Annotated in this window: 13 protein-coding genes; 3 read left to right on the top strand and 10 right to left on the bottom strand. The window is 71.4% G+C overall.

Going from position 1 to position 14,788, the window contains the following annotated elements; translation table 11 throughout:
* Positions 1-4: 4 nt before the first annotated feature.
* Positions 5-1,546, bottom strand: coding sequence for an acyl-CoA carboxylase subunit beta (locus ACZ6Y1_RS31470; protein WP_469637850.1), 1,542 nt, complete (start codon positions 1,544-1,546; stop codon positions 5-7).
* Positions 1,547-1,571: 25 nt separating this feature from the next.
* Positions 1,572-2,627 (bottom strand): polyprenyl synthetase family protein, encoded by a 1,056-nt coding sequence (locus ACZ6Y1_RS31475; RefSeq protein ID WP_469637698.1) that lies wholly within the window; start codon positions 2,625-2,627, stop codon positions 1,572-1,574.
* Between the two features lie 261 nt (positions 2,628-2,888).
* On the opposite strand from ACZ6Y1_RS31475, the gene ACZ6Y1_RS31480 reads away from it, so the two are divergent.
* Entirely contained in the window at positions 2,889-3,596 is a 708-nt protein-coding gene (locus tag ACZ6Y1_RS31480) for a hypothetical protein (RefSeq protein ID WP_469637701.1), read from the top strand.
* An 88-nt stretch (positions 3,597-3,684) separates the two neighbouring features.
* Here ACZ6Y1_RS31480 and ACZ6Y1_RS31485 read toward each other — a convergent pair whose 3' ends face one another.
* Genes ACZ6Y1_RS31485 through ACZ6Y1_RS31500 form a run of 4 tightly spaced genes read right to left on the bottom strand, consistent with a single transcriptional unit; the run spans position 3,685 to position 6,360 of the window.
* Positions 3,685-4,119: a lasso peptide biosynthesis B2 protein gene (locus tag ACZ6Y1_RS31485; RefSeq protein WP_469637704.1), complete on the bottom strand. Its 435-nt coding sequence runs from the start codon at positions 4,117-4,119 to the stop codon at positions 3,685-3,687.
* Positions 4,116-4,373, bottom strand: coding sequence for a lasso peptide biosynthesis PqqD family chaperone (locus ACZ6Y1_RS31490; protein ID WP_469637707.1), 258 nt, complete (start codon positions 4,371-4,373; stop codon positions 4,116-4,118). Before ACZ6Y1_RS31490 ends, ACZ6Y1_RS31485 begins: the two co-directional genes overlap by 4 nt.
* Positions 4,370-6,217, bottom strand: a complete 1,848-nt coding sequence (locus ACZ6Y1_RS31495; protein ID WP_469637710.1) for an asparagine synthase-related protein — start codon at positions 6,215-6,217, stop codon at positions 4,370-4,372. Before ACZ6Y1_RS31495 ends, ACZ6Y1_RS31490 begins: the two co-directional genes overlap by 4 nt.
* 23 nt (positions 6,218-6,240) lie before the next feature.
* Positions 6,241-6,360, bottom strand: a complete 120-nt coding sequence (locus tag ACZ6Y1_RS31500; RefSeq protein WP_469637713.1) for a keywimysin-related RiPP — start codon at positions 6,358-6,360, stop codon at positions 6,241-6,243.
* A 320-nt stretch (positions 6,361-6,680) separates the two neighbouring features.
* On the opposite strand from ACZ6Y1_RS31500, the gene ACZ6Y1_RS31505 reads away from it, so the two are divergent.
* Positions 6,681-8,843: an MMPL family transporter gene (locus ACZ6Y1_RS31505; protein ID WP_469637715.1), complete on the top strand. Its 2,163-nt coding sequence runs from the start codon at positions 6,681-6,683 to the stop codon at positions 8,841-8,843.
* A 154-nt stretch (positions 8,844-8,997) separates the two neighbouring features.
* Positions 8,998-10,995, top strand: a complete 1,998-nt coding sequence (locus tag ACZ6Y1_RS31510) for an ABC1 kinase family protein (protein WP_469637718.1) — start codon at positions 8,998-9,000, stop codon at positions 10,993-10,995.
* 79 nt (positions 10,996-11,074) lie between these two features.
* On the opposite strand, the gene ACZ6Y1_RS31515 is transcribed toward ACZ6Y1_RS31510, so the two are convergent.
* The 4 genes from ACZ6Y1_RS31515 to ACZ6Y1_RS31530 form a co-directional block, all read right to left on the bottom strand.
* Positions 11,075-11,863, bottom strand: coding sequence for an ABC transporter permease (locus tag ACZ6Y1_RS31515; protein ID WP_469637722.1), 789 nt, complete (start codon positions 11,861-11,863; stop codon positions 11,075-11,077).
* Complete coding sequence (locus tag ACZ6Y1_RS31520; RefSeq protein WP_469637725.1) at positions 11,860-12,819, bottom strand: ATP-binding cassette domain-containing protein; 960 nt, start codon at positions 12,817-12,819, stop codon at positions 11,860-11,862. Before ACZ6Y1_RS31520 ends, ACZ6Y1_RS31515 begins: the two co-directional genes overlap by 4 nt.
* A 46-nt stretch (positions 12,820-12,865) precedes the next feature.
* A complete protein-coding gene (locus ACZ6Y1_RS31525) occupies positions 12,866-13,321 on the bottom strand; it encodes a DUF3995 domain-containing protein (protein ID WP_469637728.1) in 456 nt (151 codons plus the stop codon).
* Between the two features lie 144 nt (positions 13,322-13,465).
* Positions 13,466-14,731, bottom strand: coding sequence for a cytochrome P450 (locus tag ACZ6Y1_RS31530; RefSeq protein ID WP_469637731.1), 1,266 nt, complete (start codon positions 14,729-14,731; stop codon positions 13,466-13,468).
* Positions 14,732-14,788: the final 57 nt, after the last annotated feature.

The raw sequence follows: 14,788 nt of genomic DNA on the forward strand, positions 1-14,788 counted from the left end.
CTCCTCACATCGGGGGGTTGCCATGCTTGCGCGCGGGAGTCGTGGCGTGCTTGGTGCGCAGCATGGTGAGTGCGGCGATGAGGGCGGCACGGGTGTCGGCGGGGTCGATGACGTCGTCGACGAGGCCGCGCTCGGCCGCGTAGTACGGGTGCATCAGCTCGGCCTTGTACTCCTTGACGAGCTGCTGCCGGGTGGCCTCCGGGTCGTCGGCCTGGGCTATCTGCCGGCGGAAGACGACGTTGGCCGCGCCCTCGGCGCCCATGACGGCGATCTCGTTGGTGGGCCAGGCGTAGGTGATGTCGGCGCCGATGGACTGGGAGTCCATGACGATGTACGCGCCGCCGTAGGCCTTGCGCAGGATCAGCGAGATCCGCGGGACGGTGGCGTCGCAGTACGCGTACAGCAGCTTGGCGCCGTGGCGGATGATGCCGCCGTGCTCCTGGTCGACGCCCGGCAGGAAGCCGGGCACGTCGACGAGGGTGACGAGGGGGATGGAGAACGCGTCGCAGAGCTGGACGAAGCGCGCGGCCTTCTCGGAGGAGTGGATGTCCAGGACGCCGGCCAGCGACCGGGGCTGGCTGGCGACGATGCCGACGACCTGGCCGCCGAGCCGGGCGAGGGTGGTGATGACGCTGGTGGCCCACCGTTCGTGGACCTCCATGTGATCGCCGTCGTCGACGATCTCGGCGATGACCTCGCGCATGTCGTACGGGCGGTTGCCGTCGACGGGGACCAGGTCGAGGAGGCGTTCGCAGCGGCGGTCGACGGGGTCGGCGCAGGGCGCGGCGGGCGGGGTGGCGCGGTTGTTGGCCGGGAGCATCGACAGCAGGTAGCGGACCTCGGAGATGCAGGTCTCCTCGTCGTCGTACGCGAAGTGCGCGACGCCCGAGGTCTCGGCGTGCACGTCGGCGCCGCCCAGGCCGTTCTGGGTGATCTCCTCGCCGGTCACCGCGCGGACCACGTCCGGGCCGGTGATGAACATCTGCGAGGTGTCCCGCACCATGAACACGAAGTCCGTCAGGGCCGGGGAGTACGCGGCGCCGCCGGCGCACGGGCCCAGCATGACCGAGATCTGCGGGATGACGCCCGAGGCCCTGGTGTTGCGCTGGAAGATGCCGCCGTAGCCCGCGAGGGCGGAGACGCCCTCCTGGATCCGGGCGCCCGCCCCGTCGTTCAGGGAGACCAGCGGGGCACCGGCCGCGATGGCCATGTCCATGATCTTGTGGATCTTCGTGGCGTGGGCCTCGCCCAGCGCACCGCCGAAGATCCGGAAGTCATGCGCGTACACGAAGACCGTGCGGCCCTCGACCGTGCCCCAGCCGGTGATCACACCGTCGGTGTACGGCTTCTTGGCCTCCAGGCCGAAGCCGGTCGCCCGGTGGCGGCGCAGCTGCTCGACCTCCTTGAAGGACCCTTCGTCGAGCAGCAGCGCGATGCGCTCACGGGCGGTGAGCTTGCCCTTGGCGTGCTGCGTCTGCGTCGCTCGTGGTTCGCCGTCGAGGACGTCCCGGCGCATCAGGGCGAGTTCGTCCACCCGCTCGCGCATCGTCATGACCAACTCCTTTGTCGTATCACGCGGTCCGCTGCGCGACGAAGTCGCAGAGCGCGGCCAGGGCACGCCGGGCGGGGAGGGCCGGGAGGGCCTCCAGCGCGGTGCGGGCGCGCTCCAGGCGGTCGTGCAACAGTGCTTCGGCCTGCGCCGGCGCCTGCGAGCGGCGGAACAGCTCCAGCGCACGGCGGTGTGCGGCGGGACCGGCCGCGGCACCTGCTCGGAGCAGGTCCCGCAGCTCCGCGTCGCGGGGGTCGTCCCCGGCGAGCGCGAGCAGGACGGGCAGGCTCGGTACGCCGGCGAGCAGGTCCTTGCCCTGCTCCTTGCCGGTGGTGTGCTGGGGGGCGGTGAGGTCGAGCAGGTCGTCGGCGATCTGGAAGGCGATGCCGAGCTGCTCCCCGTACTCGGTCAGCGCGCTCACGTAAGGGGCGGGGGCGACGGCCTGGAGCGCGCCGATGCCGAGGGACATGGAAAGGAGGGCCGCGGTCTTGCCCTCGCAGACGCGGAAGTAGTGCTGCACCGGGTCCTCGTCGGGGCCGGGGCCGCACAGTTCGCGCAGCTGGCCGCTGACCAGCCGGCCCGCGGTCTGCGCGTTGAGGTGGACCGCGCCCGGGCCGAGGGCGGCCGCCAGCTGGGCGGCCCGGGCGAGCAGCCAGTCCCCGCCGAGCACGGCCGCCTTCTCGCCCCAGCGCGCGTTCACGCTGGGGACGCCGTGCCGGGTGGCCGCCGCGTCCATCACGTCGTCGTGGTAGAGCGAGGCGACGTGCACCAGCTCGGCGATGACCGCGGCCTGGAGGACCCCGTCCCGCTCCGGCTCGCCGAACTCCGCGCCGAGCAGCACCAGCAGCGGGCGCAGGCGCTTGCCGCCCGCGGCCGCGAGGTGTCCGGTGAGGAGGGAGATCCGTGGGTCGGGGGCGCTGTGCGCGCACTGGTGCAGCAACTGCTCCGCGCGGCCCATGGCTTCCTGTACCCGTGCCTCGAACTCCGGCGCGCGAAGGCCCAGCCGCCCCAGGATCCCGGAGTCGGCCGGACGCTCCAGCAGGGCGTGCGCAGCCTCGTACAGATGCTTCACGGTCACGGGAAATCCCTCAGTCGCGGGGCTGATCTCCGTCCGCGCCACGAATGCGCGAATACGGGAATGCCACTCTCGTTCCGGCGGCAACTGCCGGGCAATCCGGGTGACATGAAGATGCCAGTAAGGTCCGGGGCGGGCCGGTGACACGAAACCGTCAGCTTCCTGCCAACCTTTTCGGCTGCGACTTCCGCCCGGAACAATCCGGTTACGCTCACCGGCGAAATCATCGAAGTTCTTTGAAGGGCTGGGGAATTGCGCAACCGAGTGTCTCTCGTCACGGCTCTCACGGCCGGTCTGCTCTGCCTGTCGGCCGGCCTCGCGACCGCCGCTCCGGCGCCCGCGGCCGCTTCCGGGACCGGCGCCCCCGCCGGCCGGGCCTGTACGGACGTCAGGCTGTCCGGCGAGCTGCCCGCGCCGCCGGCCGGGATGACGGTGCAGCAGGAGGTCACCATCGGCGCGGACTGCAAGCCGCAGCTGGGTCCCGCGCGGCTGGTGCCGGCGGCCGGCGGGAAGGCGGGCGTCGCGCAGAAGGCCACGGCGGCCTCCCTGAGCGCCTCCGGTGTCCAGGCGGCCGGAACCCGGCAGTTCAAGAGCTGGTCGGAGATGTACGACTGCTGCAACATCCGGATGACCGGCCTGTACACGACGTCCACCTGGGACAGCGACGGCGCCCGGGTCACCTCGGCGAGCACCGAGGCCACCCAGCAGTGGAACCGCGAGCCGTGGAACGCCGGCTGGTCGCTGGCGTCGTCCACGAAGTCGGCCGACTGCGTGAGCGACTGCTCGGTCTCCCGCAACGAGGCGCACGCCACCTTCTCGTACCGGGGCATCTTCGACCCGACGGGCGGCTGGTACGAGAACAAGCACCACTCGTACGTGGACCTCAAGGCCGACGGCACCGCCACCTGCCGCTTCGACGTCGAGCTGAAGCACTCCTTCATCGGCTGGAACTGGCAGCGCGGCTGCGCGTGAGCACCACGCCCGCCGGATGACCGGACCGGATGAACGACCGCAAGAGGCCGGGCCCCCGTGGGGCCCGGCCTCTTGCGCGGTACGGGGATCAGTCCTGCCGGGGGCCGACCGTGATCAGCCGGGACCAGCTCTCGTAGCGGCCCTTCTCCCCGACGAGTTCGCCCTGGGCCTCCACCCAGGCGTGCGCCGTGAACGGCGGCGCGGTCCGTACGCCCACGCACCAGGTCGGCCAGAGGCCCTGGCTGCGGCAGAGCAGGACGACGGAGACCGACCGCGGCAGGCAGCTGCGCAGGCCGTTCATGGCCAGGCTGGTCTCCAGCACGGCGTTGCGCGCCTCCAGTGCCTGGGCGGCCGTCGCCGGGGCGGCCCCCCGGCTCAGGGCGGCGAGCACCCGGCGCAGCCGGTGGGGCTTGAGGAGCACCAGCAGCCGGGCCAGGCCGATCAGGGCGCGGATCCGCAGGCGCCGCCGCAGCGGCAGGCGGGCGGCCCGGTCCCGGGGCGGCAGGGCGGTGGTCAGGCTCATCCCTGCACCACCCCGGCGGCCCGCATCGCCGCGATCAGCGCGTCCACGTCCGCGGCGGCGCGTTCCTCGTCCACCTCGAAGGCCTCGGTGAGGCGGCCGACGGCCTCGGCCGGGCCGCCGCCGTCGAGCAGGGTGCGGGCGACGAGGGCGGCGCTGGGGTTGAGCTGCCAGTACTCGCCGCTCCTGGCGTCGAGGAGCACTCCCCCGTACTCGGTGTCGGCGACGCTGAGGTGCTCGCGGTTGCGCAGTTTCATGTCGTGCTCCCGGTGGATGCGGTGAATGCCGGTCTGGCCGGTCGTGCCGTGCGCAGCCAGGCCTCGCCGGCGAGTGTGGAGTAGAGGGCGTTGTCGGCGAGTTCGGCGGCGCCGGGGGCCAGGCAGAGCCGGCGCAGCGCCGCGGCGTCGACGAGGCCCGCGCCGCCCAGTGCGCTGTCCTCCCAGAGGGCGGCCAGTTCCTCGCGGTGCCGGTGGAGGCCGGCCACGGCGTCGGGGGTGCCGTCGCCCTTGGTGCTGCGGGTCAGGTTCCGGTCGGGCACGATGCCGCTCATGGCCCGGGCCAGCAGGGGCTTGTACGCCCAGGGGGTGACGCGTTCCTCGGGGCGCACGCTGAGCGCGGCGTCCGCCACCCGGTCGTCGAAGAACGGGTGGGCGACGGGGACACCGGCCTGCCGGGCGGAGTCGTCGTAGGCCCGCACGTCCTGGGTGCCGCTGTACAGGGCGGCGAGTTCGACGTGCCGGCCGCGGTCGGGGGCGTAGGGCCGTACGGAGCCGGCCGCGTCGGCCAGGAGGCGTTCCACGGTGTCCAGGCAGTCGGGCGTGAGCCAGGGCGGCACCATCGGCGGGTGGGCCCAGCCGAAGCCGGGCCGGCTCAGGGACAGCGAGCCGGAGGCGCGGACGCCGAGCCCACGGAAGGCGGCCCGGTGCCCGCGCCGGTCGGCGAGTTCGCGCAGCACCTCGCGCCACGGCCAGGCGTAGAGCGTGCGGTAGCCGCGGAGCCGGGAGAGCGCCAGCAGGGGCTTGCGGGCCAGCAGCGAGTGGTAGTGCACCGCGCCGCCGAAGAAGAGGTGGTCACCGCCGATGCCGGTGAGGTGGAGCCGGGAGCCGCGCTCCGCCATGCGGGCGACGAGCGCGGTGGCCCGGTGGCGGCTGACGGCGAACGGCGAGGGCGCGTCCCAGCGGTCGCGGGCGTCGAACACCCCGCTGTAGAACAGCGGCAGGTCGGGCTCGGGGATGACGTAGTGCTCGGTGCCGGGCAGGGCGTCCGCGGCGAGGCGGGCCCAGTGGCCGTCCTCGTTCTCGGTCTCGTCGCCGGTGGAGGTGCAGGCGATCAGGCGCGCGCCCCCGGTCTCCCGGGCGGCGAGGAAGCAGATCGACGTCGAGTCGAGGCCGCCGGAGAGGTCGGCGCTGATCAGGCCACCGCCGGCGGTGCGCACCGCCACCGCGGAGAGCAGGGCCGCGCGTACGGCGGCGGCGCCTTCGGCCATCCCGAGGTGGGGCTCGGGCGGCCGGTGCCAGCGGTGTTCGCGCGGGGTGGTGCCGTCGGTGACGACCAGGCAGCTCCCGGGCGGCACGGCCTCGACGCCGTGCCACATGGAGCGCTGGTCGAGGGGGGCGGGCACCGGGTGCAGCAGGCGCAGCGCGAGCTGGGCCCGGTCGGGTCGTGCGCCGAGGAAGCCGGCGAGTTCGGCGGCCCGGTCGGCGGCGATGACGGTTCCGCCGGTACGGGCGTGGAAGACCCGCCGGGTGCCGTACGCCGTGCCCTGGACGCGCAGGGCTCCGGCGACCGTGGCGACCAGGTGGAACTGGCCGGGCAGGGCGGCCGACGCCGGATCGAGGTCGGTGGGGGTGCGGACCGCCCGGGTACGGCGGGACAGCTCGGCCTCGTCCGCGGCGAAGGACCCGATGAGAGCGATGGCGGTGTCGCGGTGCCGGACGACCAGGGGTGCACCGTCGGGCCAGTGGCCGACGATCCAGGGCCGTCCGGAGTCGTGCCGGACCACCCCGAGACCGGGGTGGTCCGCACACAGGCGCCGGGCCACGGCCCCTGCGGCCTCGCAGTCGGGAAACGCGAAGAAGAAGGGCATGGTGTGGCCTGACATCACTTCACTCCAGGGGGTCCGGCTCAGACCATCGCGTAGGGCATGAGCCAGTCGTTGCCGCGCGGGCCCCAAAGGCCGGTCATCGTGCGGAAGGAACCGGCGGCGGAGAAGAGCGGCGCCTCGTAAACAGCCTTCTTGGCCATGATTAATTCCTCTCGGTCGAAATCATGAATGAAGCACTCGGCGAGCACTTCCGCGAAATAAAGTCGCAATCGGAAACGCAGCGGACAACGGTGCTGTCAGCATGGTGCCACCGGCTCCTCGGCTGCTTGCAGGCTGCTGACAGCGGCCCGGGGAAACGGGTGCTGGCAGGTTGTGGCCAACCGTCCGGGTGCTGTGTGACATCCCTCGCCACGTCAAGAGTGATCACTGTCAACAAGCTGTCACCGGCAGGAATCAGAGCTTCCCTCTTTTCTAAACTCCGTGGGGATTTCCCCCTACAGGACAGCTGAAGGAGTCTGCAATGTTCCGAGGGATTGGGCGGCTTGCCGTACGCCGCCCATGGCTCACCATCGCCGCCTGGATCGTGGTCACATTGGCCACGGTGATGCTGGCTCCGAAACTTCCGTCGACGACCGATCAGGCCGAGTTCCTCCCGTCGAAATACGAGACGGTGCAGGTTATGAAGGTGGAGGAGCGGGCATTTCCGCGTGAGGACCCGCCGGCCGCCACCATCGTCTTCAAGCGGTCCGACGGCGGAAAGCTGTCCGAGGCGGATCAGGCCGCCGTCACGAAAGTGGCGTCCGATCTGACGGCGAAGAACTACAAGGAGATCAAGCAGGTCGTGACCGGCCCGCCGATGATCTCGCCGAACGGCGAGATCATGCTGGCCGCGGTCACCGCCTCGACGAAGAACGTCTTCACCCAGGACGTCTTCGACTCCGTCAAGCAGATGCGCCTCGACGGCACGGAGATGCTCGGCGGCGGGGCCCTGTCGATGGGCATCACCGGGCAGGCGGCCTCCGCGGTGGACTCCATGGAGTCGGCCGGCGACACCGACTCCATGATCATGCTGGCCACCCTCGGCCTCATCGTCGTACTACTGCTGATCATCTTCCGAAGCCCGCTGATCGCCCTGCTCCCGGTGCTCATCATCACGCTGGTCTTCGCGGTGGCCACGGGCCTGATCGCCACCGCGAGCAAGATCGGCGGGCTCAAGGCCGACGCCTCCGTCTCCTCGATCCTCATCGTGGTGCTGTTCGGCGTCGGCACCGACTACATCCTGTTCCTGCTCTTCCGCTACCGGGAGCAGCTGCGCACCGGGGTGCCGGCGCGGCAGGCCATGGCGCAGGCGGTGGAACGGGTCGGCGAGACCATCGCCTCGGCCGCGGGTGCGGTGATCGTCGCCTTCCTCGCGCTGCTGCTGTCCTCCATGGGCATGCTGCGGACCATGGGCCCGGCGCTCGCCATCTCCGTGGGTGTCACCATGGTCGCCTCGCTCACCCTCGTACCGGCGGTGTTCGCGCTGCTCGGCACCAAGGCCTTCTGGCCGTCCAAGGCGTGGCGGCACGAGCCGAAGAACGCCCTGTCGCACCGGACCGCCCGGCTCGTCTCCCGTCGTCCCGGTGTGGTCACGGCGGCGTCCGGCGGCATCCTGATCGCCCTGACCATCGGCCTGTTCGGCTTCACCGCCGAGTACGACTCCAACAGCTCGCTGCCCAAGCACCTGGAGTCCGTACGGGCCCAGGACGACCTCGCGCGCGGTTTCGCCGCGGGCGCCACGGAGCCCACCCTGGTCTACGTGGAGGACCGGGGCGGCAAGGCGATCCCCGAGGCGGCGCTGAAGACGTTCGGCGAGCGGATCGGCCAGGTCGGCGGCGTGGGCCAGGTCTCCCCGCCGCGGATCAGCCCGGACGGCTCGGTGGCCCAGTTCAGCGTGATCCTCGACCACAAGCCGGCCGAGGACAAGGCGCTCGCCCTCGTGGAGGGCCCGCTGCGGGACGCCGCCCACAGCGCGGCGCCCGAGGGCAGCCGGGCACTGGTCGGCGGCTCCACGGCGCTGCTCGCCGACATCAGGGACGCCGTCAACCGCGACTACTCCGTGGTGTTCCCGGCCGCAGGCGTCGCCATCATGATCATCCTGGGCCTGCTGCTGCGCAGCGCCGTGGCGCCCTGGTACCTGATGGCCGCCGTCGGCCTCGGATTCAGCGCGACCCTCGGTGCGACCGTCGTGCTCTTCCAGAAGGTGCAGGGGCAGCACGGCCTGCTGTTCATGCTGCCGGTGATGGCCTACCTGTTCGTGGTCGCGATCGGCACGGACTACAACATCCTGATGGTCGCCCGGCTGCGGGAGGAGGCCGCCCGGGGCCGGGACCCGAAGGAGGCGACCCGGCTCGCGGTCGCCCACTCGATGCCGACCATCGCCACGGCCGGCCTCATCCTGGCCGGCACCTTCGCCGTCCTGATGCTGGCCCAGAACTCGATGCTCCAGCAGATGGGCTTCGCCGTCTCGTTCGGCATCCTGCTCACCGCGTTCGTGATGGCGCTGCTGCTGGTGCCGGCGGTGACCACGCTGCTCGGCCACCGGGCCTGGCTGCCGGGCCGCCCGGGGCGCGGACGGCCGGAGCGGGCCGCCGAGGTGACGCCCGCGCCGCAGGCCGAGCGCGAGCCGGCCGGGCAGAGGTAGGCGCGACGGGCGACCCCGTGCCGAGCAGTACGGGAGTCCGGGCCGAACGCCCGGACTCCCGCCCCGGCGAGTTGGCGTGCCGCGTTCCCGGGCACGCCAACTCGCATGTCCGAGACCAGTTTGTGGACGGTACGCAATGCATACGATCAGCCAGGTGAATCCAGTCCTCGTCATCGTCACCGCCGTCGCCACCATCGTGCTCGGACTCGTCGTCATGGCATGGGTGGCCCGAAGACTGCTGGGGCTGCGGATCGGCAAGCTGCGGGCCCTGCTGACCGGCGCCGTCGGTCTGCTGACCGCGGGAGTGGTCAGCGCCGCGATGGGGCCCGAGGCGGGCAACACCCCTCTGGTGAGCGTCCAGTTGGGCAGCGCCCTACTGGCCGCCATGATCTTCCTGGCGCTCTCGGAGGCCATGGTCCCGAGCGGTTCGCTGCGCGCCCTGCTCCAGCTGCCGGGCTCGCTGCGCCGGCGGATGGCCCGCGGCCGCCGCTACACCCAGCTGAGCCGGATCGTGGTGCGCCACGGCCTCGGCCGGTTCCTCGGCGGCAAGGCCCGCCGGGGCACCACCGACGCCAAGGGCCAGGCGGCGCTGGCCAGATCGCTGCGCCTGGCACTGGAGGAGGCGGGTGCCACGTTCGTGAAGCTGGGGCAGGTGCTGTCGGCCCGCTACGACCTGCTCCCCGACGTCTTCATCGACGAACTCAGCTCCCTGCAGCACGAGGTGGCCGCGGAGCACTGGCCCGAGGTGCAGCAGGTGCTGACGCAGGAGCTGGGGGCGCCGCCGGAGGAGGTCTTCGACGAGTTCGACCCCAAGCCGCTGGCGGCCGGCTCGATGGCGCAGGTCCACCGCGCCCGGCTGCGCGACGGGCAGGTGGTCGCGGTGAAGGTGCAGCGGCCCGGCGCCCGTCAGGTGGTGGAGCGGGATCTGGACATTCTCTTCCGGATGGCCGCCAAGCTGGAGCAGCACACCGACTGGGGCCGCGCCATGGGCACCGTCGAGCTGGTCCAGGGCTTCGCCACCTCGCTGGAGGAGGAGCTGGACTTCCGTACGGAGGCCCGCAACACGCTGGTGGTGGCCGCGACCGCGGCCGTGGAGGGACGCGGCGGAGCGGCCGACGCCTCCTCCGGCGGGGCCGGGTCCGCCGGGAGCGGTGTCCGGATGCCCACCATCCACCAGGAACTGAGCACGGCGCGGGTGCTGGTGGTGGAGTGGCTGGACGGTGTCACCCTCAACCGGGCGGACAAGGTCATCGACGAACGGGGCCTGGACCGCGAGGCGCTCGCCCGCGACCTGCTGGCCTGCCTGCTGGGGCAGATCATGTCGGGCGGTGTCTTCCACGCCGACCCGCACCCGGGCAACATCCTGATCCTCGACGACGGGCGCATCGGCCTGCTCGACTTCGGCTCCGTGGGCCGGATCGACCAGGTGCTCCGCTCCAGCCTGCGCAATCTGCTGCTGGCCATCGACCGCAGCGATCCGCTGGCGCTCTCCGACGCTCTGCTGGAACTGGTGGACCGCCCCGAGGAGATAGACGAGGAGCGTCTCAAGCGCGCCCTGGGCCGGTTCATGGCCCGCCATCTGACGCCCGGCACCCGTCCCGACCGCGAGATGTTCGCCGACCTCTTCCTGCTGGTGGCCCGGTACGGGCTGACCGTGCCGCCGGAGATCGCCGCCGCGTTCCGGGCGCTGGCCACGGTCGAGGGCTCGCTGGACCGCCTGGTGCCCGGCTTCGACATCATCGACCACGCGCGCACCTTCGCCGCCGACGAGGTCACCCGCCGGCTCAGCCCGCCCCAGCTGACCGAGGCCCTGTTCGGGGAGGCGCTGGCGGTGCTCCCGATGCTGCGCAGGCTGCCGCGCCGGGTGGAGCGGATCACCAACGCGCTGGAGCACGGCAGGCTCAGCTTCAACGTGCGGCTGCTCGCCGACGAGCGGGACCGGCGGTTCGTGCGCCGGATCGTCAGGGACGTGCTGCTGGCGTTCATCGGCGGGATGACCGGTGTGCTCGGGGTGATGCTGCTGTCGACGCAGGGCGGCCCGGCGCTGTCCGGCTCGATCAGGCTGTACGAGTTCTTCGGCTACAACCTGCTGCTGGTCAGCTCGGTGCTGGTGCTGCGGGTGCTGTTCACCATCACCAAGCCGGAACGCTGAGGCCCGGCCCCGGACGGCGAACGCGCCCCGGCCCACCGGTTGACGGCGGGCCGGGGCGCGGGGCGGGTGCCCGAGGGGGTCAGCGGGCGACCGCGGTGCGGTACACGCGGCCGGACATCGGGACGACCACGGCGAGCACGGCGCCGATCAGGACCAGCGACATGATGACCGGGTGCTCCGCGGGGAGCCCGGTGCCGCTGCCGACCGTGGGGTTGCCGAACAGCTGGCGGCAGGCGGTGACCACCGAGCTGACCGGGTTCCACTCGGCGATGGCGCGCAGCCAGGCCGGCAGCCCGTCCAGCGGTACGAACGCGTTGGACAGGAACATCAGCGGCATCATGGCCATGAACGCGAGCGAGTTGACCGCCTCGGGGCTGCGCAGCGCGAGCCCGAGCAGGGCGCCCAGCCAGGACATGGTGAAGCCGAGCAGGAGCAGCAGGGCGAAGCCGCCGAGCGCGGACAGGATGCCGTTGTTGATGCGCCAGCCGATCAGGTAGCCGACCCCGGCCATCAGCGCGCAGGACCAGGCGGCGAGCGCCATGTCCGCGGTGGTCCGGCCGATCAGGACGGCGGAGCGGGAGATCGGCAGCGAGCGGAAGCGGTCCACCAGGCCGTTGCTGAGGTCGCCGACCACGCCCAGCGCGGTGGTGGAGACGTTCGACATCATCACCTGGATGAAGATGCCGGCCATGATGTACTCCTCGTAGCTGCTGCCCTCGACCTTCATGGCGCTGCCGAAGAGCAGGCCGAAGATGACCACGAAGGCGATCGGCATCACGGTGACGCTGAGCAGCTGCTCGGGGATGCGGAAGATGTGCCGGAAGTGCCGGCCCACCAGCGCCCTGGTGTCGCTGAGTGCCTCGATCATGCGGTCTGCTTCTCCCTGTCGGCCGTCTGGCCCGTCAGCGTCACGAAGACGTCGTCGAGCGAAGGCCGCCGGACGGCGAACTCCGCGATGTCGATGCCGAGTGCCTCCACGGCTCCGGCGGCGGAGGTGATGTCGCCCATGCCGCCGGTCAGCGGGACGGAGACGGTGCGGCCGTCGTCGCCGACGACCGGCGGGGAGACACTGCCCGCCGCGAGGGCCGACACGATCAGCGCGGTGTTCGCGGCGTCCGCGGGGGCCACCTCCAGGCGCTCGCCGCCGACCTTCAGCTTGAGCTCGTCCGCGGTGCCCTCGGCGATCACCTTGCCGGCGTCGATGACGACGATCCGGTCGGCCAGCATGTCGGCCTCTTCCAGGTACTGGGTGGTCAGCAGCACGGTGACACCGCGGTCGACCTGCTCCTTGATCATTCCCCAGAGCATGATGCGGCTGGTGGGGTCCAGGCCGGTGGTGGGTTCGTCGAGGAAGAGGACCGGCGGGTCGACCAGGAGGCTCGCGGCGAGGTCGAGCCGGCGGCGCATGCCCCCGGAGTAGGTGCGCACGACCCGGCCGGCGGCGTCGGTGAGCGCGAAGCGCTCCAGCAGCTCGTCGGCCCTGGCCCGTACGTTGCGACGGCCCAGGTGGAGCAGGGTGCCGATCAGATGCAGGTTCTCCCGGCCGGTGAGGCGCTCGTCGAGGGCGGCGTACTGGCCGGTGAGGCCGATCCGGCGGCGCACCTCCTTGGGCTTGCGCACCGCGTCGTACCCGGCGACCCGCGCCGAGCCGGCGTCGGGCTGGAGGAGGGTGGTGAGGATGCGGACGGTGGTCGTCTTGCCCGCGCCGTTGGGACCGAGCAGGCCGAGCACGGTGCCCTCCGGCACCGCGAGGTCCACACCGCCCAGTGCCTGGTGCGTCTTGTAGTTCTTGACGAGGCCTTCGGCCTCGATGGCGTTTGTCACCTGTCCCACCTCACCGGGGAAAGCCTCGGGCTCGAACCGAGCCGTGTCAGTTGGTCCTGGGCGCCCGCGGCCTGCGCTGGAGGTTGTAGGCCGCGAAGACGAGCGAGACCCCCCAGATCAGGAAGACGGGATACCAGTAGTAGTTCCAAAGGCTGGTCGCCTTTGCCACCTCGGCGCTGGGCTCGACCCGGCCGGTGGCGATGAAGAACCTCAAGTACGCGTAGCCGAGACCCCACAGTGCGAGTCCCATTCCGGCCGGCCAGGCGGGAATGAGCAGCAGCCAGCGGGGAAACCTGCGGCCCCACGGCTGGAACAGTGCGAGGGCGAATACGGCGGCGCCGACCGAAAGCAGTCCCATTCCCCAGAATCCGACGGCCCGCTGCCAGGCCACGTCCGGAATGGTGTCCGGGGAACCGGGGTACCCGTACATGAAGCCCAGTCCCCACCAGGCGTGCGGCAGCCCGTAGGCCAGGGCTCCGGCGGCCGCGCCCCAGCCGGCCACGCGTTCCCAGCGGGATACGGGAACGCTGTCCGAAAGAGGTGTCCGGTTTCCCGTCACGGTGTCCTGAATTACCTGCCGGCCCTCGGATCCCATATTTCCTCCCGCAACTCGAACTCGGTTCACGCCGAGCATAGTTGACGATTTTCACCGCCATTGACCCATGCCCTGGGCGTCTGGTTCGAACCGCACCGGAAGCCTTCCGAGACCGTTGAGGAAGTTGGAGAAGACCGGCTCGACCGGACCCGTCCTTTCGACGTGCGCGACGGCTGTCCGCAGTGCGTCCAGCATTGCGTTGATCTCGACCCGGCCCAGATAGGCGCCGAGGCAGAAATGCGGTCCGTATCCGAAGGACGTGTGCTTGTTCGGGGTGCGTCCGAGATCGAAGGACTCGGGATTCTCGAAGACGCTCCCGTCGCGGTTGGCCGACGTGTTCCACAGCGTCACGATGTCGCCCTCGGCGATGGTCTCGCCGCCGATCTCCACATCGGTCAGCGCCCGCCGGCCGAAGTGCATCGCCGGGCTCGTCCAGCGCAGCACCTCCTCGACGGCGCTCTCCACCGTGACCTCGCGCTGCCGCAGCCGCCGCCACTGCTCCGGGTGCTCCATGAGCGCCACCAGGCTGCCGATCATCGACAGCCGGCTGGTCTCGTCGCCGCCGAGGATGAGGCTGTAGCAGTTGAGGACGATCTCGTCCTCGGACAGCGGCTCGCCCTGGACCTCGCCGGTCGCCAGGACGCTGATGATGTCGTCCACCGGGCGGGCCCGGCGGGCCTCGGCCAGCTCGGAGAAGTACATCAGGATCTCGTTGCGGGCCAGCCAGGCGTCCTGCGCCGTCTGCTCGGCGCTGTCCGAGCTGAGGGCCTGCTTGTTGAGGCCGAGCAGGAACCCCCGGTCGGACTCGGGCACGCCGAGCAGGTCGCAGATGGTGCTGATCGGGATGTGCTCCGCCACGTCCTTGGCGAAGTCCGCCTCGCCCCGCTCGACCGCCTCGGCGAGCAGCCGGCGGGTGCGCCGGACCACCTGCTCCGAGATGTGCGAGAGGGCGCGCGGCGAGAAGGACTTCAGCATCAGCTTGCGGATGGCCGCGTGGCGCGGGCCGTCCGTGACGGCGAGCATCTTGCCCGCCGCCGAGTCGCTCCCGTACAGCAGCGTGGCCAGGACGTTGCCCTGCTCCGAGGTGAACCGGTCGTCGTCCTTGTAGACCGCCATCACGTCCGCGTACCGGGAGAGGACCCAGAACGCCGGGCCCGCCTCGGTCTCCGGGTGGCGGTGGACCGGCCGTTCGGCACGGAACCGCCGCCACATGGCGTGGATGTCGGTCTCCTGGTAGGTGCGCGGGTCGGTGAGGTCGAAGGAGTCCAGCTCCGCTCCCTCGACCTCGCGCACCGGGCTCTGTGTTGCTGTGGTCACTGCGTTCTCTCCAGCGTCGTACGGGATGGCGGCAACGGAGGCTGCGGTACGGCGGAG

Source organism: Streptomyces sp. NPDC053432, from assembly GCF_055585365.1.